Genomic DNA, 21,212 nt, shown 5'->3' with positions numbered 1-21,212 from the left:
GAGTGAAGGGGCCCCCTCGTGCGCCGGGTATCCACGATCACTGTCGCGGGCATTGCCACCGCGGCTCTCGCATTCACTCTCACCGCCTGTGGTGAGTCCTCGACCGAGTCCGGAGGCGGCGGCAAGGGCAAGGGCATCGGCCTTGCCTTCGACGTCGGCGGCCGTGACGACCACTCCTTCAACGAGTCCGCCGCTCGTGGCATGGACAAGGCCGACAAGGAGTTCGGCTACACCAGCAAGGCCATGACCGCCAAGAACGGCGAGACCGAGGCCGACCGCGAGCAGCGGCTGAGCTCCCTGGCCGAGGCGGGTTACAACCCGGTCATCGGCGTGGGCTTCAACTACTCCAAGTCGGTGGAGAAGGTCGCCAAGGACTTCCCCAAGACCACCTTCGCGGTCGTGGACTCGGTTGCCCCCGGCAACAACATCGACAGCATCACCTTCGGTGAGCACGAGGGCTCCTACCTCGCCGGTGTCGCCGCCGCGCTGAAGTCGAAGAACCACAAGGTCGGCTTCATCGGCGGTGTGAACAACGCGCTGATCCAGAAGTTCCAGGCGGGCTTCGAGCAGGGTGCCAAGGCCACCGACTCCGGTGTCGAGGTCACCTCGGAGTACCTGTACGCCAACAACGACAAGGGCTTCAACGACCCGGCCGCCGCCAAGGAGAAGGCCAAGGGCATGCTCGACCGCGGCATCGACGTGATCTACACGGCCGCCGGTCTGTCGGGCAACGGTTCCATCGAGGCCGTCGCCGCCCAGAAGGGCGCCTGGGCGATCGGCGTCGACTCCGACCAGTACCAGCAGCCGGGTCTGGACAAGTACAAGGGCTCCATCCTCACCTCCGTGGTGAAGAACGTGGACGTCTCCGTGTACGACCTCGCCAAGAGCGTCAAGGACGGCAAGCCGCTGACGGGCCCGCACCAGTACCTGCTGAAGGACGGCGGCGTGTCGCTGGCCACCTCCGGTGGCTTCATCGACGACATCAAGGACAAGGTCGAGGCCGCGAAGAAGCAGATCGTCGAGGGCCAGGTCAAGGTCAAGACCTCCCCGTGATCCTGCCCGGTCCGAATCGGCCCCGAGCCGGTTCGGACCGGTCCCGGAAGACCCGCGGGCCCGGTGGTGAGGGAGTACCCTCACGGCCGGGCCCGTACATACGATCCCCCAGCTAACGCTGGGCGGTGCCCCCACGCTACGCGCGTAGCACCGTATTGACGCGTGTAGCGTCGTCCCCCGCCCCGTCGTACCGCCGACCCCCGCACGGCCGGTCCGGCCCCCCGCTCCCTTCCCCTCGAGGAGAGTGCGCCATCAAAGCGTCCAGCCCCGAATCCGGCGCAGCCACCGCCAATGCGGTGGAGCTCGCCGGCATCACCAAGCGCTTCCCCGGTGTCGTCGCCAACCACGACATCCGCCTCACGGTCCGCCGCGGCACCGTCCACGCCCTGTGCGGCGAGAACGGCGCCGGCAAGTCGACCCTGATGAAGATCCTCTACGGCATGCAGAAGCCGGACGAGGGCACCATCACCCTGGACGGCGAGCAGGTCACCCTGAACAGCCCGGCCGACGCCATCGCGCGTGGCATCGGCATGGTGCACCAGCACTTCATGCTCGCCGACAACCTCACCGTCCTGGAGAACGTCGTCCTCGGCGCCGAGAAGCTCCACGGCATCGGCAACAAGGCCCGCAAGAAGATCAAGGAGATCTCCGACGCGTACGGCCTGGGTGTGCGCCCCGACGTCCTCGTCGAGGACCTCGGCGTCGCCGACCGCCAGCGCGTGGAGATCCTCAAGGTCCTCTACCGGGGTGCGCGCACGCTCATCCTCGACGAGCCGACCGCCGTCCTGGTCCCCCAGGAGGTCGACGCACTCTTCGACAACCTGCGCGAGCTCAAGTCCGAGGGCCTGACGGTCATCTTCATCTCGCACAAGCTGGGCGAGGTGCTCTCCGTCGCCGACGACATCACCGTCATCCGGCGTGGCACCACCGTCGGCACCGCCGTCCCCAGCGAGACCACGCCCAAGCAGCTGGCCGAGCTGATGGTCGGCGAGGAGCTGCCCTCGCCGGAGACCCGTGAGTCCACGGTCACCGACGTGCCCATGCTCACCGTCGACGGCCTGCACCTGTCGGCCACCGACTCCGACGGCGTCGTGCGCGCCGTCCTCGACGGCATCACCTTCACCATCCACAAGGGCGAGGTCCTCGGCCTCGCGGGTGTGGAGGGCAACGGCCAGGCCGAGCTCGTCGAGGCCATCATGGGCATGCGCACCCCCGACGGCGGCGTCGTCACCCTCGACGGGGCGGACATCACCACCGCCCCGACGCGCAAGCGCCGCGAGGGCGGCATCGGCTACATCCCCGAGGACCGCCACCGCCACGGCCTGCTGCTCGAGGCGCCGCTGTGGGAGAACCGCATCCTCGGCCACGTCACCGAGAAGCCCAACACCCGGGGCCCCCTCCTCGACAACAAGGCCGCCCGCGCCGACACCGAGCGCATCGTGCGCGAGTACGACGTGCGCACCCCCGGCATCGAGGTCACCGCGGCCTCCCTGTCCGGCGGCAACCAGCAGAAGCTGATCGTCGGCCGCGAGATGAGCCACAACCCCAAGCTCCTCATCGCCGCCCACCCCACCCGCGGCGTGGACGTCGGTGCGCAGGCGCAGATCTGGGACCAGATCCGCGAGGCGCGCCGCGAGGGCCTGGCGGTCCTGCTGATCTCCGCCGACCTGGACGAGCTGATCGGCCTCTCCGACACGCTGCGGGTGATGTTCCGCGGCCGTCTCGTCGCGGACGCCGACCCCGCGACGATCACGCCGGAGGAGCTGGGCTCGGCCATGACGGGCGCGGCGAGCGGCCACCTCGAGCACGAGGAGGCGGCGGAGCAGGCGGAGGAGACCCCGGAGGACTCCTCCGGCGAGACCTCCACCGATGACAACGAGAGCGACGACACCCAGGAAGGCGGTGACTCGAAGTGAAGAAGTTCGACAAGAACAAGCTGATCCTGGGCCTCGCCGCCCCGGTGCTGGCGATCGTCACCGCCCTGGTGATCACCTCGGTCATCATCATGGCCACCGGCAAGGACCCGTTCCACGCCTACCAGGTCATGCTGGACTTCGGATCCAAGGCCGACAGCCAGGTCTGGATCATCAACAAGGCGACGCCGTACTACCTGTCCGCGCTGGCGGTGGCCATCGGCTTCCGGATGAACCTGTTCAACATCGGTGTGGACGGCCAGTACCGCATCGCGGCGTTCTTCGCCGCGGTCGTCGGCGGCGCGCTGACGCTGCCGGGCATCGTCCAGATCCCGGTGATCATTCTGGTCGCGATGGCCGTGGGCGCCGTGTGGGCCGGCATCGCCGGTCTGCTGAAGGTGACCCGCAACGTCAACGAGGTCATCAGCACGATCATGCTGAACGCCATCGGCGCCTCGATCATCGGTTACCTCCTGCAGGACGGGCGGCTGGCGAAGAAGGAGGGCAACCTGATCCACACGCCCTACCTGCCGGACTCCTCCCACTTCTTCGAGTTCCCCACCGCCACCAAGCCGGTCCTCGGTTTCGTGGTGATCGCGGCCCTGGCCGGTGCGGCGTACTGGTTCGTCCTCAACCGCACCCGCTTCGGCTTCGACCTGCGCACCGTCGGCCAGTCCGAGTCGGCCGCGCAGGCCAGCGGTGTGAGCGTCAAGCGCATGGTGATCACCTCCATGCTGCTCTCCGGTGCGGTCGCCGGTCTCGTCGGCATGCCGACCCTGCTCGGCGTCTCGTACAACTACGGCACCGACTTCCCCACCGGCATCGGCTTCACCGGCATCGCCATCGCCCTCCTCGGTCGCAACAACCCCGTCGGCATGGCGCTGGCCGCCCTGCTGTGGGGCTTCCTGGAGCGCACCGGCACCCAGCTGGAGTTCGAGGGCTACGCCCAGGAGATCGTCGGCGTGATCCAGGGCGTCATCGTCCTGTGCGTCGTCATCGCCTACGAGATCGTGCGCCGCTACGGCCTGAAGGTCCAGCAGCGCAAGGTCGGCGAGGAGCTCGCCGCCCAGGCCCGTAAGAGCGACAAGGCGGAGGCCGCCGCATGAGTACGACCTTCACGGCCGCTCTGACCGAGAAGCTGAGCGGCAAGAACAAGCCCGAGGGCCGCAAGCTCTCCTACCCCGTGGTCCTGCTGATCCTCGCCGGCGCCCTGGTGCTGCTGTCCGCGCTGCGGGCCGTCACCGGCGCCGAGGACCTCACCTCCTCCGGCCAGTGGTCCGGCGCGCTCGGCGCGGCCGTGCCCATCGGCCTCGCCGGCCTCGGCGGCCTGTGGGCCGAGCGCTCCGGCATCGTCAACATCGGCCTCGAAGGCATGATGATGCTCGGCACCTTCTGTGCCGGTGCCGTGGGCTGGCAGTACGGCCCCTGGGCGGCCGCCGCGGCCGGCGTCGTCGGCGGTGCCCTCGGCGGTCTCATCCACGCGATCGCCACGGTCACCTTCAACGTCGACCACATCATCTCCGGCGTCGCGATCAACATCCTGTCGCTGGGCGTGACCCAGTACCTCGCCAAGCTGTGGTTCGGTGCCGCCGGCAGCGCGGCCCAGCAGGCGGGCGGCAACGACAAGCAGTCGCCGGTCATGGCCAACATGCCGGACTTCTCCATCCCGGGGCTGTCCGACTGGCTGCACTCGATCGAGAAGCACCACTGGTTCCTGGTCTCCGACCTCGCCGGCATCCTCGACGGCCTGGTCTCCGACGTCTCCTGGCTGACGATCGTCGCCGTCCTGCTCTTCGTCGGCACGTTCTTCGTGCTGTGGCGCTCGGCCTTCGGCCTGCGCCTGCGCTCCTGCGGCGAGAGCCCGGTGGCCGCCGAGTCCCTCGGCGTGAACGTCTACACGTACAAGTACGCGGCCGTCGTCGTCTCCGGCGCCCTCGCCGGCCTCGGCGGTGCCTTCCTGGCCATCGGCACGCACATGTACTCCGACGGTCAGACCGGTGGCCGCGGCTACATCGGTCTCGCCACGATGATCTTCGGCAACTGGCGGCCGGGCGGCGTGGCCATGGGCGCCGGCCTGTTCGGCTTCATGGACAGCCTCCAGCTGCGCTCCGGCGGCCCGACCGTCCACGCGCTGCTGCTGCTCGTCGCCGTGCTGCTGGTGGGCCTGGCCCTGTGGCGCCTGAAGGGCAGCAAGACCAAGGCGGCGGTCGTCAGCGGCATCGTCGCGGTGCTGCTCTTCGTCTGGTACGCGCTGACCAAGACCGTGCCGCTCGAGTTCGTCGACGCCACCCCGTACGTCGCCACCCTGCTGGTGCTGTCGCTGTCCGCGACCCGCCTGCGGCCGCCCAAGGCGGACGGCAAGCCGTACCGGAAGGGTCAGGGCAAGTGACGTCCGCACCTTCCGTGGGCTGGGACGACCTGCGCGCGCGGGCCCGGGACGCGATGTCCCGGGCCTACGCCCCCTACTCCGGCTTCCCCGTCGGCTCGGCGGCCCTGGTCGACGACGGCCGCGTCGTCACCGGCTGCAACGTGGAGAACGCCGCCTACGGCGTCGCCCTGTGCGCCGAGTGCGGCATGGTCTCCGAGCTGATCGCCACCGGCGGCGGCCGCCTGACCCACTTCACCTGCTGCGACCGCCACGGCAACGTCCTGATGCCGTGCGGCCGCTGCCGCCAGCTGCTGTGGGAGCACGGCGGCCCGGAGCTGGCCGTGGACACCGCGTCGGGCATCCGCCCGCTGTCCGAGCTGCTGCCGGACGCGTTTGGGCCTTCCGACCTGAATCGTTGAAAATATCCCCAAGCGCCGGACGGGCTGATCTTTCAGCCCGTCCGGGTCACTTTCCGGCCCCGGGAAGACCTGAGGACTACGAACCTAAGGAAAATGTGCTGATGGACGCCATTTCCGTTATCCGCACCAAGCGTGACCGCGGCCGTCTGACCGACGAGCAGATCGACTGGGTCATCGACGCCTACACGCGCGGTGTCGTCGCCGACGAGCAGATGTCCTCCCTCGCGATGGCGATCCTGCTCAACGGCATGGATCGTGCGGAGATCGCCCGCTGGACCGCCGCCATGATCGCCAGCGGCGAGCGCATGGACTTCTCCTCCCTGCCCGTCCCCACCGCGGACAAGCACTCCACCGGCGGCGTCGGCGACAAGATCACCCTGCCGCTGGCCCCGCTCGTCGCCGCCTGCGGCGCGGCCGTCCCGCAGCTCTCCGGCCGCGGCCTCGGCCACACCGGCGGCACCCTCGACAAGCTGGAGTCCATCCCCGGCTGGCGCGCCCTGCTCTCCAACGACGAGATGATGGACGTCCTGCGCAACGTCGGCTCCGTCATCTGCGCCGCCGGCGACGGCCTGGCCCCCGCCGACAAGAAGCTCTACGCCCTGCGCGACGTCACCGGCACCGTCGAGGCCATCCCGCTGATCGCCTCCTCGATCATGTCCAAGAAAATCGCCGAGGGCACGGGCTCGCTCGTGCTCGACGTCAAGGTCGGCTCCGGCGCCTTCATGAAGAACATCGACGACGCGCGCGAGCTCGCCTCCACCATGGTCGGCCTCGGCACCGACCACGGCGTCAAGACCGTCGCCCTGCTCACCGACATGTCCACCCCGCTCGGCCTCACCGCCGGCAACGCCCTCGAGGTCCGCGAGTCGGTCGAGGTCCTCGCCGGCGGCGGCCCCGCCGACGTCGTCGAGCTGACCGTCGCCCTGGCCCGCGAGATGCTCGACGCGGCCGGCATCAAGGACGCCGACCCCGCCAAGGCCCTCGCCGACGGCTCCGCCATGGACGTCTGGCGCCGCATGATCATCGCCCAGGGCGGCGACCCCGACGCGGCCCTGCCGGTGGCCCGCGAGCAGCACGTGGTCACGGCGGCGGAGTCCGGCGTGCTGACCAAGCTCGACGCCTACGCCGTCGGCGTCTCCGCTTGGCGCCTCGGCGCCGGCCGCGCCCGCAAGGAGGACCCGGTCCAGGCCGGCGCGGGCATCGAGATGCACGCCAAGCCGGGCGACACCGTCGCGGCCGGCCAGCCGCTGATGACGCTGCACACGGACACCCCCGAGAAGTTCGACTACGCCCTGGCCGCGCTGGACGGCGGCGTCGAGATCTCCCCGGCGGGCACGGCGTTCGTCCCGAACCCGATCGTGCTGGACCGCATCGCGTAAGAGGCTGCTGCCTGGCAGCACACTCGTGCGGGCGAAGGGGCCGGTGGATTCTCCACCGGCCCCTTCGCCGTCGTACGGCGGGATCAGCTCGGCGCCCGGCCGCCCTCCACGGGCGCGTCCGTGCCCGGCCCGGCGTCAAGCGGAGCGCTGCCGCCGCTCCCACTCCTCCCTCGTCAGTTCGTACTCCACGTCGCCGTGCTCCGAGCCCTCGACCACGTCCGGCCAGTCGCCGAAGAACGTGCGGGTGAACGTCAGGCCCGCCTTCTCCATCACCCGCCGCGACGCGGCATGCACCGTCATCGCGTTGGCCGTCACGCGGCGGACGCCCAGCTCCGTGAAGCCCTTGTGGATCAGGGCGCGGGAGCCCTCGACCGCGTAGCCCTTGCCCCATGCCGCCCGGCGCAGGCGGTAGCCGAGCTCGACGACGTCCGGGCTGTCGTCCTCCAGCGGCCGGAACTCGAACCAGCCCAGGAACTCGCCCGTGTCCTTGGTCTCCGCGGCCCAGTAGCCGTACGTCCCCAGGCCCGGATGCCGGTGCATGAAGCGTGGCAGGCGCTCGTCGCGCATCTCCTCGCGGGGCGTCGGCCGGCCGCCGTTGATGTACCGCATCACCTCGGGGTCGCCGTCGAGTTCGACCAGTGCGGTCAGGTCCTGCTCGCTCGTCGTGAACGGCCGCAGCGTCATGCGCTCGGTCTCCAGGAAGATGCCCATGGTGGGATCTTCGGGGGCAGGCCCCGCCTCGGCCAGCGAATAACACCCGTTCGCGCGGGCGCCCTCTCCACCGCGGGGCGGACGCGCTTCCGCCGCGCGGGCGAAGCGGCTCGGTCCGCGGAGGGACGCCGGGGGCGGTGGCGGTCGGCGAGGCTCGGGGGTGCCCCGGAAGTTCCGCAAGGGATCGGAGAAGTACCGTGCGCAGATCGTTCCGTACCGCAGGAGTCGTCGCCCTCGTCGCGCTCGCCGCCCTGGCACCGGCAGCCGTGACCCTTCCGGCCGCCGCCGCCGCGGAACCGGCCGCACCGGCCGTCGGCGTCCAGGGGTGGGGCCGCATGGGCTACCCCGTGCCCGGCAACGACATCCAGGTGTTCGTCGACGCCCACGGCCTCTACGCGAAGGACCGCGTGAACCGGCCCGCCAAGTCCTGGGGCACCTTCCGCATCCAGCACCGCTGGACCGAGCCGGGCAAGGGGCCGCAGTTCAACTGGGGGGATTTCGCCGTCGATTGCGTCACCGTCGGCGGACCGGTGGCGACCGTGACCGGCACGCTCGTCGACGCCGGCCCGGTATGGAAGCCCTTCCTGCACTGGGGAAAGGACCACAAGCAGCCCATTCGCATGGGCGTGAGCTTCTACGTCGCAGAAAAGGGCAAGAAAGGTGGCGGCCCCAGCCGCATCGGTCTTTCCGGCGCCACGCGCGAGGACGAGCCCCTGCTCACCCCGTGCATGACTCCCGCTCCCGATGCGGAAGTCATTGCGGGCGGCTACCGGATCGACGACAACCGGGTGGTAAAGTAACGCGCGTTGGCCTTCGGAAGTCGCCCGCGTGCGGCCCCCGGAGGCTTTTTTCATGCCTTCGGAAATCCGGTACCACCGTTACCGCACTCTCCTCTCCCACCCCGAATTCGCCGGCATGTACGCCGGTTTCGTCCTCACGGCCGCCGCGAGCGGCCTGGCGGGCTACGCGCTCGGCGCGCTCGTCGACCGCCGGACCGGATCGCCGCTCCTGACGGCGGTGAGCATGTACGGCGCCACGTTCGCGGCGGTGATCGGCGCGCTGACGCTGATGTCCGTCGCGGACGGCGGCCGTCCGCGACGGACCCTCGTCGGCCTGCAGGCCGTCTCCCTGGCGAGCCAGGCCGCCCAGGCGATACCGGGCCTGCCCCTGGCCGCCCGGTTCGGGCTGCTGCTGGTGGTGGGCTTCTTCCAGGCCCTGGGCACCGGTACGCGCATGGGGCTGCTCGCCGAGCTCGTACCGGACTCGGCGTACGCCCTCGCCCGTTCCCTGATGAACCTCACCGCCGGCGGCACGGCGATCGTCGGCTACGCCGCCGCCGACCCCCTGCTGGGGCACCTGGGCGCGCAGGGCGTCTTCCTCCTCGCCGCGGCCCTGTCCGCGGCCGGGCTCCTCGCCGTGGCGGGCACCGTGCGCGAGCGCTCGATCCGCCTCGCGCGCCGCCCGGGGCTGCGGGAGACGTGGACGACGAACGCGGCGCTCCTCTCCCGGCCCGGCCGGCGCGCCCTGCTGCTGAACCTCTGGGTGCCCAACGGCCTGATCGTCGGCTGCGAGGCCCTGTTCATCCCGTACGACCCCCGGCACGCCGGCGCCCTGCTGGCCGCCGCTGCCGCGGGCATGCTGGCCGGCGACCTGGCCGTCGGCCGGCTGCTCGGTGCCGCGCAGCGCCGCCGCCGGGCGTTCGCGCTGCGGCTGCTGCTGGCCGCCCCGTACGTCCTGTTCGCCGTCCACCCGCCGCTGCCGGTGGCGCTGGCCGCGGTGTTCGCCGCCAGCGTGGGATTCGCCGCCACCCTGCCCCTGCAGGAGCAGCTCCTCGCGCTGACGCCGGATTCCGTACGCGGCCAGGTGCAGGGCGTCGAGTCCGCGGGGCGCATCACGTGGCAGGGCATCGGTGCCACGGCGGCGGGCGGCCTGGCCCTTCACCTCACCCCGGCCGCGACGATGACCGTCCTGGCCGTGGTGTCGCTGACCCTCACGATCGCCTCCCGGTCGTACGTGGTCCGGGCCGGCGGCTGACGCGGCGCTCACAGCGAGTGCCGCGCCTGCAGCCACCAGCGCGCGACCTCCCCGGCCACGGCCGCCACGACGGCGACCAGCAGCCGGAATGCCCAGCCGAGGCCGCGCTCGACGAGCGCGGCGCGCTTTCCGGTCCTTCGATGACTCCCCATCGACGACACCTCCTCGCATCGAAAGGGTACGAATGTTCGATTCGAGGAGGTGTGTCGACGCGCCGCCCGTCAGGGTGAATGCACCCCCGGCCGGCGGCCGGATCAGCCGAGCCGGGCGTCCGCGTACGCCGCGACGGCGTCGCGCCGGTAGGCCGCCAGGCCGGGCGCGACGAACCCTCGCACACGTCCGGGCCGGTCCCTCCGGCCCTGTTCGGGACGGTAGAAGCTGCCGCAGCGACAACTTCAACCCCGGGCGCCGGGCTCGTCGCCACCGCCGGCGCCGGCGTCGTCGTTCCTCGTTCGTTTGAGCGAACCGGTCAACGGTGCCGTGAGATGCTGCAGTTGTGGACCCGGAAGTTGTGGCAACCCTCAGCGCAGCCGTCGCCAGCGGCGCCCTCGCCACCGGCGCGACGTCGCTCTACGACCGCCTCACCAGCAAGGGCATCGACAGGGAGAGAAACCGCCTGCGGGCCGCCGTCCTGGGCGGCCCCGCACCGGCGGAGGGCGAGGACGGACAGGAGGCCCCCGACGACGACACCCACCGCTTCGCCGCCCTGCTCATCGAGTACTACGCCTACGGCCTCATCCAGGCCCGCCGCACCTTCGGCGTGAGCCTGGCGTGCTCGGTGCTGGGCGGGCTCGTCCTCATAGCCGGCGTGGCACTGGCCATCTTCAAGGCCGGCGGCGGCCACGGCGAGCAGTACGCCTCCGTCGTGGCCAGCGTCGCGGGCGTCCTGACCACTGCCATCGGCACCCTCTTCCACCGGCGTGCCGACCGGGCGCTGAAGCACATGGAGTCCCAGACCCAACTGCTGCGCCAGGACATGAAGGTCGAGCGCGACGCGGGGGAGGCCGTGCGCCTCCTCGGCGAGGTCGACGACCCCGCCCTCAAGGCGCAGCTCCAGGCGGCGCTGATCCTGAAGTTCTCCACCGCCAAGTTGCCGGTGCTTCCCGGAGCTCCCGTGGCGCCTCCGGTGCCCGACACCGTGGAGGGCGTGTTCGGCGATCGCTCGAAAGGGTGATTCGGTCTCGAACTGCCCTTCCTGTCCTCCGTCCCTCCGCTTACCCTCCCGGCATGCCTCCGACCGTTGACGGTGACGCCGCGGACGACCCCGTCCGCCGGCAGTCCGCCGAGCACTCCGAGGACGCCGAGCACTCGCAGGACACCGGTACGGCCCGCCGGTCGCGGCTCGGCCGGTACGGGCCGCAGACCCTGGTGGGCGCGCTGATCGTGGCCGTGGTGGGCTCGGTGGCCGGCGCCCTGGCGACGTCGTTGGCCGGCGGCGACGACGACAAGCCCGCCCCGCCGGCGGCATCCGCGGTCTCCCCGGCGGCCGCGTCGGCCTCCGCCCCGTCCTGCTTCGACACCACCTGCGCGGGCGTGGACCCGAAGGACGCCGGATGCGCGGACGCGGCCGTGACGATCGCGGACGACTGGGTCTCCACGATGCACCTGGAGATCCGGTTCAGCAGCCGCTGCCGCGTCGTGTGGGGCAAGCTCACCGGCGCGCAGGTCGGCGACACGATGGAGATCGCGACGTCGCCCGAGCAACGGCAGCGGGCGGTCGTCCTCTCCGGGCACACCAAGTACACGCCGATGCTGCCGGTCGGCCGGCAGTTCTCGGCCCAGGTCTCCGCCGTATCGGTCAAGGGCGATCCGGAGCACGGCATCCCGGCCGGCTACACCCTCCGCGTCGGGGCGGACCACGACGACGCCGCCGCGCAGCCCACGCGCTGACCGGCCCGGCCGCAGGCGCGCTCAGGCCGGCGCCAGCCCCGTACGGCAGTCGGGGTGGCCCCAGCCGCGGGGACCCTTGGCGATCGGGTCCTTCGCGGCGTAGGACTCGCCGCACTGGTGGCAGCGGCCCGCGAACTTCGCCTTGATCACCGCACCCGACGACGCACGCTTCGCCGTGGCCGGCCGCGACGGCTTGGACGCCTTCGCCGGCTTCGACGCGGACGGGCGGACCGCCGCCCGCAGGTCGACGACGGGCAGGTCCACGTCGCCGTGGACCGTGCCCGCCGCCCGCTGCGCCGTCGCGGCGTCGCTGGCGGCCTGGTCGGCGAGGGCGTTGAGGGGATCGCCGTCGACGCGGTGCGCCGCGACGTACACGAAGTCCACGTCGCGGCCGGCCAGGAGGGCGTCGATGCGCACGACCAGCTCCTGGTTGGCCACGGGCTTGCCCGCCGCCGTCCTCCAGCCGTTGCGCTTCCACCCGGGCAGCCACTTGGTGACCGCGTTCATGGCGTACTGCGAGTCCATCCGCACCTCCAGCGGCACGGCGGGGTCGGTGACCTCCAGGAGCCGCTGCAGGGCGGTCAGCTCGGCGACGTTGTTCGTGGCCCGGCCCAGCGGGCCGGCCTCCCAGCGCTGCGGGACGCCCCGGGCGTCGGCAACCACGTACGCCCAGGCGGCGGGCCCGGGATTCCCCTTGCAGGCGCCGTCACAGGCGGCGATGAAGCGATCGGACATCCTCCGATCATGCCAGCGCCGGCGCCGTGCCCCGACACGCCTCAGTTGCGGCTGATCGTCGGGATCGGGTGCGGGGAGGCGACCGGGTCGAAGTGGAAGACCTGCCCCGCGTCCCCGGCGGCGCACGGCAGCTGCAGCACCGGCGCCCACTGCTGCTTCGAACCGCCGGGCACCGACAGGCACGCCCCCGTGTGCAGCGGCATGACGCGGTACCCGCCCGCCGTCGTCCCCTCTTGCCGCAGGCGGAAGCTCTCGGCGGCGCCGCGGTGACCGCAGTAGTCGTCCATCATCTGCGCGCCCCCCTTCGCGCTGCCGTTGCCCACGCCCAGGCACCCGTACCCGAAGACGGGGTGCAGGCTGCGGATCCGGTACGTCCCGCCGTCCGCCTCCTCCAGCGCGTACGTGGGGACGCTGCCGCGGCAGTCCGCCTGGTAGACGTTCCCCGCGCCCTGGCCGTCCCGCTCGGACAGGCACAGGGACGAGACGGCCGCACGGATGCGGTACGTGCCGGGGGCGGGTGCGGCGGCGGGCGGAGTGCTGGAGGCGGCGGTGCGCCTCGGCCGTCCGTGGTCGCCGCCCGACCGGTCCATGGCCAGGTACGTGCCGCCGCCCACCAGGGCCAGCAGCACCAGCAGGACACCCAGGGCCCGGCCGTACCGGGTGATGCTGCGCCGCCCGGGTGGTGGGGCCGGCGCGGACCCTTGCTGCCGCGAGGCGAGCCGCTCCCGCGCCGCCAGCCACTCCTGTACGTGGTCCCCCTGCCCGCACGCGCGGACGAACGCCGCCAGCAGCTCGGCCCGCGGCAGCGCGTCCTGCCGCAGTACATCGGCGAGCGTGCTGCGCGGCAGCACGTCCCCGCCGTCGGCGGCGCGGGCCTCCAACTGCCGGTAGGTCAGCCCCGAGGCGTCCTTCAACTGTCTGAGCAGTGCCATGAACTCGGCGGCATCCCGCGCTTCGTGCGCATCCCGCGGGGCCGGCTCCCCCTGGCTCCCCATGCCCACATGGTTGCGGTGGGCATGCCATAGGGCAACCGTTCTGTCCGGATCCGCTCCGGACAGCCGTCCGACCGGGGTCCTTCCGGGCGGGCCGTCACTACGCTGCGCCGCATGCTGACGTACGAGGATCTGGCGCCGCCCGAACGGGAGCTGTGGAACGCCTTCCCCGAAGGGCGCCCGGTGGACCTGCGGGCCGGGGCGGCCGACGCCGACCGCGCCGACGGGGGAGCGCGGTGGGGGCCGGAGCGTACGGTACGGGCGGCCGTCGTGGCCGCCCTGCTGCTGGGGGCGAACACCGAGCGCTCCGGCGCCGTACCCGCAGTGCGGCTGTCCGGTGCCCGCATCACCGGACAGCTGTACCTGGCCGGCGCGCAGATCGACCACCTCCTCAGCCTCGAGGACTGCTGGCTCGAACGCGAAGTGGACCTCTTCGGGGCGTCGACGGCGATCGTGGCCATGAGGGGCTGCCGGATCCCCGGCCTCATGGCCGGCTCCGCCCGCATCCAGGGCCGCCTCGACCTGCAGCGCTCGTCACTGGACGGCGGGCCGCTCTCGCGCCTGCGAGGCCGGGTGACCTCCCTGCAGCTCAACCACGCCCACGTGCACGGCGAAGTGCTGCTCAACGGCACGCGCATCGACGCGCCCGGAGGACTGGCCGTGGCGGCCGGCGGTCTCGTCGCCGAAGGCGGCGTCTTCTGCAGGGACGGATTCACGGCACACGGCGAGGTCCGCCTGCTGGGCGCCCGGCTCTCCGGCGGCCTCTTCCTGCAGGGCGCACACCTCGCCAACCCGGGCGGCAACGCCCTCACCGCAGACATGGTGACGACCACGACGCTCGACTGCTCCCAGGGCTTCACCGCCCTGGGAGCCGTGAGCCTGCGCGGCGTCCGCGTCTCCGATCTCCTCACCTTCGACGGCGCGGCGCTCGACGCCGTCGGCACCGTCGTCTGCGCCCGGCTGCACGCCGAGGAGCTCGCCTTCACGCCCGCGACCCCGCCCGCGGGGACCGTGGACCTGCGCGGCGCCCACGTGACCACGCTCCGGGACGGCGCACACAGCTGGCCGCAGGACGTACGGCTGGACGGCCTGGTCTACGGCTCCCTCCACGCCGGGTCGGACCGACCGGACGACGTCCGGCGCCGCCTCGCCTGGATCGGGCGCAACCCCGGCTACGTCCCGCAGGTGTACGAGCAACTCGCCCTCTGGTACCGGCAGATAGGGCACGACGACCACGCGCGCCGCGTCCTCGTCGCCAAGCAGCGGCACCGCCGCCGCACCCTGCACCCGGGCGGCAGGGTGTGGAGCCGGATCCTCGACGTCACGGTGGGCTACGGCTACCGGCCGTGGAAGGCCGGCCTGTGGCTCGCCGCGCTCACCCTCCTCGGCGCGGTCGTCTTCGCAACGCACACGCCGGCACCCGTGAAGCCGGGGGAGGGCGGCCCGTTCCACGCCGTCGTGTACACCGTCGACCTGCTCGTCCCCGTCGGCGGTCTGGGCCAGCGCAACGCCTGGTACTGGTCGGACGGCACCTGCCGGTGGCTGGCCAATGCGCTGGTCGCCGCGGGCTGGGTCCTGACCACGGCGGTGGTGTCGGGCGTGACCCGGACCCTCAACCGGAGCTGAGCGACCGCACGCCGGCGATGAAGACGCGCAGGCCGTAGGAGAACCGCTCGCCGGGGTCGGCAACGGCCAGTTTCCTCAGCCCTGTTGCCAGCGGGTCGTCGGTGTCCAGTCCGGCGGCCGCCAGCCGCGCCGTCCAGTTGTCGACGGCCGGCATGCGGGACTGGGCCTGTTCCTCGATGGTGTGGCCGAGGATGAAGTAGAACACCGCGAACGTGATCTCCCAGGCCCGGTCCGGCGGGAATCCGGCCTCGGTGAGCACCTGTGCCGCACGCCGGCTCACGGCCATCGTGTGCGGCCCGGGGGCGAAGGTCCCGGAGACCACGCGGGCGCCGTCGCGGCGGCTCAGCAGCGCCGTGTGCAGCCGTTCGCCCAGGAGCTCCAGCTGTTCGGGCCAGGGAAGGCGGGGCGGCAGCGGCGCGTCGACCCCTTCCAGCAGCTGGTCGGCCATCGCGTCGAGCAGCGCCTCCTTGTTGGGGAAGTGGCGGTAGAGCGCACCGGCCTGGACGTCGAGCGCGACGCCGAGCTTGCGCATGGTCAGGCCGTCGAGCCCCTCGGTGTCGAGGAGGTCGAGGGCCCCGGCTACGACATTCGCCCGGCGCAGCATGCGCACGATCCCTTCTTCGCAGTCTCTTGACAGGGGTTCAGTCTATCCCTAGCGTGAACGTTGTTCACCGTGAACAACGTTCACGCACGTCAGGGGGGCGCAATGAACCAACCGACTGCAAGAGCGGGTACGGGCTCATCCGGCCTCGACCCCGAACTGGAAGCCGCTCTCCCGGCCTTCCCCCGCGCCGACCTGAGCGATCCCGTCGCCGCACGCGACGGCCTCGCCCGGCTGGCCGCCACCGGCCCCGCCCCCGACACCAGCGGCTTGGAGATCGGAGAGTGCACCGTGGCCGCGCAGGTGCCGGTGCGCATCTACCGCCCGCACGGGGCCCGGGGTGCGATCCTCTGGCTGCACGGCGGCGGATTCGTCATGGGCGATCTGGACACCGAGCACCCATGGGCCGTCCGGATCGCCCAGGGCTCCGGCGCCGTGGTGATCTCCGTGGGCTACCGGCGCGCCCCGGAACACCCCTACCCGGCCGCCCTCGACGACACCTGCGCCGCGCTGGCCTGGGCGGCGGGCCACGCCGCCGAACTCGGCATCGACCCGGCGCGGATCGCCGTCGGAGGCCACGGCGCCGGCGCGACGCTCGCGGCCGCCGCCGCACTGCGCGTACGTGACCGGAAGGGACCGCCCATCCGCTTCCAACTGCTCAACCAGCCCGCGCTCGACGACCGCCAGCAGACGTGGTCGGCCCGGAACTTCACCGCGACCCCGTTCATGACACGAGAGAAGGCCGCCGCGTCGTGGCGGCACTACCTGGGACCGCAAGCGGACGCGGCGCCCGTTTCGCCGTACGCCGCCCCGGCACGGGCCACCGACCTGCGCGGCCTGCCGGCCGCCCACATCGCCACCGCGCAGTTCGACCCGAACCGCGACGAGGCCATCGACTACGCGCTGCGGCTGCTGCAGGCAGGCGTCCCCGTCGACCTGCACCAGTGGGCCGGCACCTTCCACGGGTCGCAAGCGGCGGTGTCCGCCGAGGTGTCCCGGCGGCAGATCGACGAGCTCGCCGGAGTACTACGCCGCGCCCTGGCCTGAAGCGGCCGGGGCCCGAAGGAGGAGGAAAACCGACATGTCCATCGCCACGATCGATCTCTTCGAGTCCTTTCTGCACCTTCGCCCCGACGGCCGGGTGCACGCCGAGCAGCCGGCCTTCGACCCCGAGCGGGACGGCTGGCAGGTGATGGCGTTCCACATCGCCACCGACGCCGACCTCCACGCCGATCACTGGGAGATCCATCCCCAGGCGGACGAGGTCGTCTCCTGCCTCACCGGACGGATACGCCTCTGTTTCCGGCCGGTGGAGGGTGAAACGGGGGAGGAAGCGGTCGAGTTGGCCGCCGGAAAGGCGGCCATCGTGCCGCGCGGACGCTGGCACCGCATCGAACTCGTCACGCCCGGCGACATCCTGAGCATCACCCTGCCGCAGGGCAGCCGCCTGGAGGAACGGACCAACACCGGCGCGTAGGGCAGTGCCCCGTAGGGGGCGCGGTGCCGTGCTTCGCCCGGGCCCCGGGGTGGCGCGTTCGACTGCGGGCCGTCGGTGGCCGATCGCGCCCTCGCGGCGGCAGCCGCAGATCGATACCGCCCCGCGCCCCTGACGGGGCGCTGCACCAGCCACGACGCGCCCGCAGACGGGTGCCGTGTCGCGCCCACGCGGCGGCAGCCGCAAGGTCGGCTCCGGCCGGCAGGCCCTACGCCTGGCGGGTCGGCTGGATCATCACCTGGCGCAGGTTCACGTGCCGGGCGCGGCTCGTGACGAAGCCGATGACGTCGGCGATCTCCTCGGACGACAGCTTGCCGACCACCTCCTGCATCCCCCGCAGCTCCTCGGCGAGCGCCGCGTTGTCCATGTGCTCGCCCAGCTCCGTCTCCGTCATGCCCGGCTCGACGTTCGTGATGCGGACGTCGCGCGGGCCCAGCTCGGTGCGGAGCACGGCCGACAGGTGGGTCAGCGCGGCCTTCGTGGCGCTGTACACCGCGTAGTTCGGGTACATCAGGTGCGCGCCGATCGAGGAAACGTTGACCAGGTCGGCGGTACGGCCCTCCGCGGCCGCGGCGACGAGGTCGGCGGTGAAGGCGCGGATGATGCGCAGGGCGCCGGTGACGTTGGTGTCGATCATCCGCGTCCACTCGTCGATGCGGCCGCTGTCGATCGGGTTCGGCAGCATGACGCCGGCGTTGTTGACGACGAGGTCGGCCGGGCCGTACGCCTCGTGGACGGCGGCGACCGCCGTGTCGACGGACGCCTGGTCGGTGACGTCCACGGGGACGACGAGGGCCTGTCCGCCGTCGGCGACGATCTTCGCGGCGAGGTCGTCGAGCCGGTCGCGGCGGCGGGAAAGCAGCGCCACGCGCGCACCGTTGGCGGCCAGCAGGCGGGCGGTGGCCTCGCCCATGCCGCTGGCGGCTCCGGTGACGACGGCGGTGCGTCCGGCGAGGGCGGAGTAGCTGGCGTGGCTGGCGTGACCGGCGTGGCTCATGGGGGCTCCTGGGGGAGTGGAGTGGGGTTGGGGTGGTTCCACTCTGCGGGGCGGGAGCCCGGGCAACCAGGAGGGCGGTTGTCCTGGTGGTGCCACCACCAGGGAGGGGGCGCAGCCCCGTACCGGTTCACCGTTCGGCGATGAGGACGGGCAGTTTGCGCATGTCGTGGAAGACGGTGGTGCCGGGGCCTTCGAGGCGTTCGGCCGGGGTGAGTCCGCCCGCGTAGCCGAAGGCGCGCATGCCGGCGGCCCGGGCGGCCAGGACGCCGGGGTGGCTGTCCTCGACCACCACGCAGGCGGCCGGGTCGACGCCCATCTGCCGGGCGGCGTGCAGGAACAGGTCCGGGGCGGGCTTGCCGCGTCCGACGTCGGTGGCGCTGTAGATGCGCCCGGCGAAGCGGTCGTACAGGCCGGTGCGGCCCAGGGTGTGGCGCATCTTGTCGTGGGAGCCGCTGGAGGCCACGCAGGTCGGCAGGGTGATCGCGTCGAGTGCCTCGGGCAGCCCCTCGACGGGGGTCAGCTCGGCGTCCACCGCCTCGCGGTGCAGCTGCTCGAACCGGTCCGACCAGATGCCCGCGGTCTCCTCGCCGAGCCGGGCGGCGATCTGCTCGCGGATGGCGGCGTGCGAGCGGCCGAGGAACCGGTCGACGACCTCCTCCTCGGTGAGCGGCCATCCCAGTTCCGCGCCGAGGGCGACCTGGACGCGGACGGCAATGCGTTCGCTGTCGACGAGGACGCCGTCGCAGTCGAATATGACGAGTTCAATCGGCTTGATCATCCCGGCAGGATAGGCGGCCCGCCGGTGGACCAATGGGACTAATCAGGGAGTATTGGGCCCTGTCCGGGTTTCCGATCGGCGATATTCGCCGGTATGGCCGGGAACCGACATCATCAGCGCCGCTACGAGAAGGGCACCTGGGAGCTCCGTGAAGGAGCCCGCTCCCGCATCGGCGAACTGCGTGCACGCGTCCAGGTCGCGAAGGGCAGGGCGCTCGACGACGCCGACCCGGGGGTGCGGGCCGCGGCCCCCGCGCTGGCGGACGAGGCGTACGCCGAACTCCAGGCGGCGGAGGACGCCCTCAGCCACGGCACCCACCCCGGGCACCGGCCGAACAAGCACCTGGCCGTCGCGAACGTCCACATCGACGCCGCGTACAGCCTGCTGCTGCGGCTGGCCCCGCTCGCCGACGTCCAGGCCCTCATGCCCGGCCTCGTGGCCGTCGTACGCGAGCAGTTGCCGGTCACCGACGAGCGGCGCAAGCGGGTCGAGGAGATCGCCCGGGAAGTGCGCGACGCCCCCCTCGCCCCGGCCCAGCGGGCGGCACTCGTCGGCGCGGTCGTCACCGCCCAGCAGGCCCTGCAGCGCGAGAAGCTGCGCGCACTGAGCTTCGTCCGCATCGTGCTGATCGTCAGTCTCGGGCTGGCGGTGATGGCGGTCACGGTCGCGGTGCTCGGCGTCTGGGCGCCGGACGTGGTGCCGCTGTGCTTCCGGCCGGAGGGCATCGGCATCGTCTGCCCGACCGGCATGGAACCCCCCTCGAACGCGAAGGACCTCGACGTCGCCTTCGGTCGAGCCGCCTCCACCTGGGACTACCCCGTGGTCGAGATGACCGGGACGGTGGCGGCCTCCGTGGCCGCCGCGGTGTCCCTGCGCCACATCCGCGGAACGTCCGCCCCGTACAACGTGCCGGTGGCGCTGGCCCTGCTCAAACTCCCCATGGGAGCGCTGACCGCCCTGCTGGGCCTGCTCCTGATGCGCGGCGACTTCGTCCCCGGCCTCAGCGCCCTGGACTCCTCCGCCCAGATCATCGCCTGGGCCCTGATCTTCGGCTACGCGCAGCAGGTGTTCACCAAGTTCGTCGACGACCAGGGCCTGGCCGTGATGAACGCCATCGGCTGCCCGCACACGGGTACGCCGGCGGGCGCGGGCCGCGAACCGCAGGAAGCGGTGTAGGCGGGTCGCTGCGCGTCAAGGCGGCGGCGCGCCCCCGCCAGCCCCCGTGCGCTCCCTCCGTGAAGCACGGATGCGCACCGTCCGGGAAGCCTGGCTGACGACAGCGTTCACCCGTCACCGCCAAGGAGGACCGGTATGAACCGAGTGCGCCGCGTCATCATCACCCTTTCCGCCAGCATGCTCCTGACCCTGGGATGCATCGCGACGGCCGCACCCGCCCAGGCGCAGGGAGGCGTCGGTCGGGCCGTCGCGCAGGCCGCCACCAGTTCCAGGGCGGCCGCCGCTGCCATGGCACAGGCCGCGGACGGCATCGCAGCCAGCATGGCAGCGGCCGCCGGCGGCATCCTCTGACACCGTCGTCCGCATGCGGGAACACCCCTTGGCCGGCGCCCAGTTGCAGGGGCGAGCGCTGACTGCCTTCCCGTTCGGGTGATTCGTGGCGCGGGCGGCGGTCGCGTCGGGTGACAATGGCCGCAGCGCGGACACGGCACGGGGAGGCGAGGCGCGTGGAGGGGATTCCGTACTACACGACTCACTCGTGCACGGGGTGCGGTGCCGATGTGCACGGGATCTACGGGCGGTGGGCCTGTGGGGCGTGCGGGGCGTGTTCGCCGTATTCGGAGCCGCCCGAGGGGTGGGCCACGGAGATCACGGCGGAGGAACTGGCCGCGGGCGTCATCGGCTACGACAGGCACCACGGCGCCCCGTGAGGGGGTGCCGTGGGCACTGTCGCGGAGGTGGTGTCACTCCAGGCCGTCGCACACTTGCGGCTGGGCAGGGGCGTAGCCGGCCTTGACGGCCGCACAGAGCAGCTTCGCGAACTCGTTGTCCGCGTGGGCCGGTGTGGCGACGGCCACGCTCGCGATGGACAGCAGGATGCCGGTGACAGCTGCGGCGACGGTACGTCGGATGCGGTTGATGGCGGACCTCCCGGGGGTAACGGCGGCACATGCCGTGGAACACACGGGGAAGGTCTCCTTCCGCGTGGCTGGGGAAACGCCCGTCGCGGGGTGCACGGATGCCTGGAGCGGAGCACGGCAAGTGC

At 72.1% G+C, this 21,212-nt stretch carries 23 protein-coding genes; 15 read left to right on the top strand and 8 right to left on the bottom strand.

Annotation, left to right across the window (positions count from 1 at the left end; all coding sequences use genetic code 11):
• The first annotated feature begins 18 nt into the window (after positions 1–18).
• From AC27L3_RS27140 to AC27L3_RS27115, 6 genes are all read left to right on the top strand, one after another.
• Complete coding sequence (locus AC27L3_RS27140) at positions 19–1,053, top strand: BMP family lipoprotein (RefSeq protein WP_487236703.1); 1,035 nt, start codon at positions 19–21, stop codon at positions 1,051–1,053.
• Between the two features lie 296 nt (positions 1,054–1,349).
• Positions 1,350–2,969 (top strand): ABC transporter ATP-binding protein, encoded by a 1,620-nt coding sequence (locus AC27L3_RS27135; protein WP_487236702.1) that lies wholly within the window; start codon positions 1,350–1,352, stop codon positions 2,967–2,969.
• Positions 2,966–4,072: an ABC transporter permease gene (locus AC27L3_RS27130; RefSeq protein WP_487236701.1), complete on the top strand. Its 1,107-nt coding sequence runs from the start codon at positions 2,966–2,968 to the stop codon at positions 4,070–4,072. The genes AC27L3_RS27135 and AC27L3_RS27130 overlap by 4 nt, the downstream gene beginning before the upstream one ends.
• A complete protein-coding gene (locus AC27L3_RS27125) occupies positions 4,069–5,355 on the top strand; it encodes an ABC transporter permease (protein ID WP_487236700.1) in 1,287 nt (428 codons plus the stop codon). The genes AC27L3_RS27130 and AC27L3_RS27125 overlap by 4 nt, the downstream gene beginning before the upstream one ends.
• Positions 5,352–5,753, top strand: a complete 402-nt coding sequence (locus AC27L3_RS27120) for a cytidine deaminase (RefSeq protein ID WP_487236699.1) — start codon at positions 5,352–5,354, stop codon at positions 5,751–5,753. Before AC27L3_RS27125 ends, AC27L3_RS27120 begins: the two co-directional genes overlap by 4 nt.
• 95 nt (positions 5,754–5,848) lie before the next feature.
• A complete protein-coding gene (locus tag AC27L3_RS27115; RefSeq protein WP_487236698.1) occupies positions 5,849–7,132 on the top strand; it encodes a thymidine phosphorylase in 1,284 nt (427 codons plus the stop codon).
• 135 nt (positions 7,133–7,267) lie between these two features.
• Here AC27L3_RS27115 and AC27L3_RS27110 read toward each other — a convergent pair whose 3' ends face one another.
• Positions 7,268–7,843 carry a GNAT family N-acetyltransferase gene (locus AC27L3_RS27110; RefSeq protein ID WP_487236697.1) on the bottom strand — a complete coding sequence of 192 codons (576 nt, stop codon included), beginning with the start codon at positions 7,841–7,843 and terminating at the stop codon, positions 7,268–7,270.
• A 197-nt stretch (positions 7,844–8,040) separates the two neighbouring features.
• Here AC27L3_RS27110 and AC27L3_RS27105 point away from each other — a divergent pair, with 197 nt between their 5' ends.
• Together AC27L3_RS27105 and AC27L3_RS27100 are read left to right on the top strand one after the other, a co-directional pair.
• Positions 8,041–8,643, top strand: coding sequence for a hypothetical protein (locus tag AC27L3_RS27105; RefSeq protein WP_487236696.1), 603 nt, complete (start codon positions 8,041–8,043; stop codon positions 8,641–8,643).
• A 52-nt stretch (positions 8,644–8,695) separates the two neighbouring features.
• Positions 8,696–9,877 carry an MFS transporter gene (locus AC27L3_RS27100; protein WP_487236695.1) on the top strand — a complete coding sequence of 394 codons (1,182 nt, stop codon included), beginning with the start codon at positions 8,696–8,698 and terminating at the stop codon, positions 9,875–9,877.
• An 8-nt stretch (positions 9,878–9,885) separates the two neighbouring features.
• Here AC27L3_RS27100 and AC27L3_RS27095 read toward each other — a convergent pair whose 3' ends face one another.
• Positions 9,886–10,029 carry a hypothetical protein gene (locus AC27L3_RS27095; RefSeq protein WP_487236694.1) on the bottom strand — a complete coding sequence of 48 codons (144 nt, stop codon included), beginning with the start codon at positions 10,027–10,029 and terminating at the stop codon, positions 9,886–9,888.
• Between the two features lie 359 nt (positions 10,030–10,388).
• On the opposite strand from AC27L3_RS27095, the gene AC27L3_RS27090 reads away from it, so the two are divergent.
• Complete coding sequence (locus tag AC27L3_RS27090; RefSeq protein ID WP_487236693.1) at positions 10,389–11,051, top strand: TRADD-N-associated membrane domain-containing protein; 663 nt, start codon at positions 10,389–10,391, stop codon at positions 11,049–11,051.
• A 53-nt stretch (positions 11,052–11,104) separates the two neighbouring features.
• Positions 11,105–11,767, top strand: a complete 663-nt coding sequence (locus AC27L3_RS27085) for a DUF2690 domain-containing protein (RefSeq protein ID WP_487236692.1) — start codon at positions 11,105–11,107, stop codon at positions 11,765–11,767.
• 21 nt (positions 11,768–11,788) lie between these two features.
• Here AC27L3_RS27085 and AC27L3_RS27080 read toward each other — a convergent pair whose 3' ends face one another.
• Entirely contained in the window at positions 11,789–12,502 is a 714-nt protein-coding gene (locus AC27L3_RS27080; RefSeq protein WP_487236691.1) for a ribonuclease H family protein, read from the bottom strand.
• Positions 12,503–12,543: 41 nt separating this feature from the next.
• Complete coding sequence (locus AC27L3_RS27075; protein WP_487236690.1) at positions 12,544–13,434, bottom strand: RICIN domain-containing protein; 891 nt, start codon at positions 13,432–13,434, stop codon at positions 12,544–12,546.
• A gap of 174 nt (positions 13,435–13,608) precedes the next feature.
• Between AC27L3_RS27075 and AC27L3_RS27070 the strand changes: the two genes are divergently transcribed.
• On the top strand, positions 13,609–15,120 hold the full coding sequence (locus tag AC27L3_RS27070) for an oxidoreductase (RefSeq protein ID WP_487236689.1): 1,512 nt from the start codon (positions 13,609–13,611) through the stop codon (positions 15,118–15,120).
• On the opposite strand, the gene AC27L3_RS27065 is transcribed toward AC27L3_RS27070, so the two are convergent.
• Positions 15,107–15,724, bottom strand: a complete 618-nt coding sequence (locus tag AC27L3_RS27065; RefSeq protein WP_487236733.1) for a TetR/AcrR family transcriptional regulator C-terminal domain-containing protein — start codon at positions 15,722–15,724, stop codon at positions 15,107–15,109. The two genes, AC27L3_RS27070 and AC27L3_RS27065, sit on opposite strands and share 14 nt — an antisense overlap.
• 102 nt (positions 15,725–15,826) lie before the next feature.
• Here AC27L3_RS27065 and AC27L3_RS27060 point away from each other — a divergent pair, with 102 nt between their 5' ends.
• Both AC27L3_RS27060 and AC27L3_RS27055 read left to right on the top strand, forming a co-directional pair.
• The gene (locus AC27L3_RS27060) at positions 15,827–16,768 is read left to right on the top strand and encodes an alpha/beta hydrolase (RefSeq protein WP_487236688.1); all 942 of its coding nucleotides are present in this window, start codon (positions 15,827–15,829) and stop codon (positions 16,766–16,768) included.
• A 34-nt stretch (positions 16,769–16,802) separates the two neighbouring features.
• Positions 16,803–17,198 carry a cupin domain-containing protein gene (locus AC27L3_RS27055; RefSeq protein ID WP_487236687.1) on the top strand — a complete coding sequence of 132 codons (396 nt, stop codon included), beginning with the start codon at positions 16,803–16,805 and terminating at the stop codon, positions 17,196–17,198.
• A 226-nt stretch (positions 17,199–17,424) separates the two neighbouring features.
• Here AC27L3_RS27055 and AC27L3_RS27050 read toward each other — a convergent pair whose 3' ends face one another.
• Positions 17,425–18,213: an SDR family oxidoreductase gene (locus AC27L3_RS27050; RefSeq protein ID WP_487236686.1), complete on the bottom strand. Its 789-nt coding sequence runs from the start codon at positions 18,211–18,213 to the stop codon at positions 17,425–17,427.
• 127 nt (positions 18,214–18,340) lie between these two features.
• Positions 18,341–18,991, bottom strand: coding sequence for an HAD family hydrolase (locus AC27L3_RS27045; RefSeq protein WP_487236685.1), 651 nt, complete (start codon positions 18,989–18,991; stop codon positions 18,341–18,343).
• A 93-nt stretch (positions 18,992–19,084) separates the two neighbouring features.
• On the opposite strand from AC27L3_RS27045, the gene AC27L3_RS27040 reads away from it, so the two are divergent.
• Together AC27L3_RS27040 and AC27L3_RS27035 are read left to right on the top strand one after the other, a co-directional pair.
• Positions 19,085–20,167, top strand: a complete 1,083-nt coding sequence (locus AC27L3_RS27040) for a hypothetical protein (RefSeq protein ID WP_487236684.1) — start codon at positions 19,085–19,087, stop codon at positions 20,165–20,167.
• Positions 20,168–20,302: 135 nt separating this feature from the next.
• Positions 20,303–20,518, top strand: a complete 216-nt coding sequence (locus AC27L3_RS27035) for a hypothetical protein (protein WP_487236683.1) — start codon at positions 20,303–20,305, stop codon at positions 20,516–20,518.
• Positions 20,519–20,910: 392 nt separating this feature from the next.
• Here the strand turns inward: AC27L3_RS27035 and AC27L3_RS27030 are convergent, their stop codons facing one another.
• Complete coding sequence (locus tag AC27L3_RS27030) at positions 20,911–21,132, bottom strand: hypothetical protein (protein ID WP_487236682.1); 222 nt, start codon at positions 21,130–21,132, stop codon at positions 20,911–20,913.
• Positions 21,133–21,212: the final 80 nt, after the last annotated feature.

It is taken from the genome of Streptomyces sp. PKA51, assembly GCF_057552455.1.
The sequence above is the reverse complement of the archived record's forward strand: the minus strand, read 5'-3'. Positions and strand labels throughout refer to the sequence as shown.

What these genes read in the sequence shown, in the direction of transcription:
- AC27L3_RS27095 (WP_487236694.1), bottom strand. Translation starts at nt 10,029, where the DNA reads ATGGGGAGTCATCGAAGGACCGGAAAGCGCGCCGCGCTCGTCGAGCGC.
- AC27L3_RS27040 (WP_487236684.1), top strand. Translation starts at nt 19,085, where the DNA reads ATGGCCGGGAACCGACATCATCAGCGCCGCTACGAGAAGGGCACCTGG.
- AC27L3_RS27085 (WP_487236692.1), top strand. Translation starts at nt 11,105, where the DNA reads ATGCCTCCGACCGTTGACGGTGACGCCGCGGACGACCCCGTCCGCCGG.
- AC27L3_RS27045 (WP_487236685.1), bottom strand. Translation starts at nt 18,991, where the DNA reads ATGATCAAGCCGATTGAACTCGTCATATTCGACTGCGACGGCGTCCTC.
- AC27L3_RS27060 (WP_487236688.1), top strand. Translation starts at nt 15,827, where the DNA reads ATGAACCAACCGACTGCAAGAGCGGGTACGGGCTCATCCGGCCTCGAC.
- AC27L3_RS27110 (WP_487236697.1), bottom strand. Translation starts at nt 7,843, where the DNA reads ATGGGCATCTTCCTGGAGACCGAGCGCATGACGCTGCGGCCGTTCACG.
- AC27L3_RS27055 (WP_487236687.1), top strand. Translation starts at nt 16,803, where the DNA reads ATGTCCATCGCCACGATCGATCTCTTCGAGTCCTTTCTGCACCTTCGC.
- AC27L3_RS27100 (WP_487236695.1), top strand. Translation starts at nt 8,696, where the DNA reads ATGCCTTCGGAAATCCGGTACCACCGTTACCGCACTCTCCTCTCCCAC.
- AC27L3_RS27065 (WP_487236733.1), bottom strand. Translation starts at nt 15,724, where the DNA reads ATGCTGCGCCGGGCGAATGTCGTAGCCGGGGCCCTCGACCTCCTCGAC.
- AC27L3_RS27070 (WP_487236689.1), top strand. Translation starts at nt 13,609, where the DNA reads ATGCTGACGTACGAGGATCTGGCGCCGCCCGAACGGGAGCTGTGGAAC.
- AC27L3_RS27080 (WP_487236691.1), bottom strand. Translation starts at nt 12,502, where the DNA reads ATGTCCGATCGCTTCATCGCCGCCTGTGACGGCGCCTGCAAGGGGAAT.
- AC27L3_RS27125 (WP_487236700.1), top strand. Translation starts at nt 4,069, where the DNA reads ATGAGTACGACCTTCACGGCCGCTCTGACCGAGAAGCTGAGCGGCAAG.
- AC27L3_RS27050 (WP_487236686.1), bottom strand. Translation starts at nt 18,213, where the DNA reads ATGAGCCACGCCGGTCACGCCAGCCACGCCAGCTACTCCGCCCTCGCC.
- AC27L3_RS27075 (WP_487236690.1), bottom strand. Translation starts at nt 13,434, where the DNA reads ATGGCACTGCTCAGACAGTTGAAGGACGCCTCGGGGCTGACCTACCGG.
- AC27L3_RS27035 (WP_487236683.1), top strand. Translation starts at nt 20,303, where the DNA reads ATGAACCGAGTGCGCCGCGTCATCATCACCCTTTCCGCCAGCATGCTC.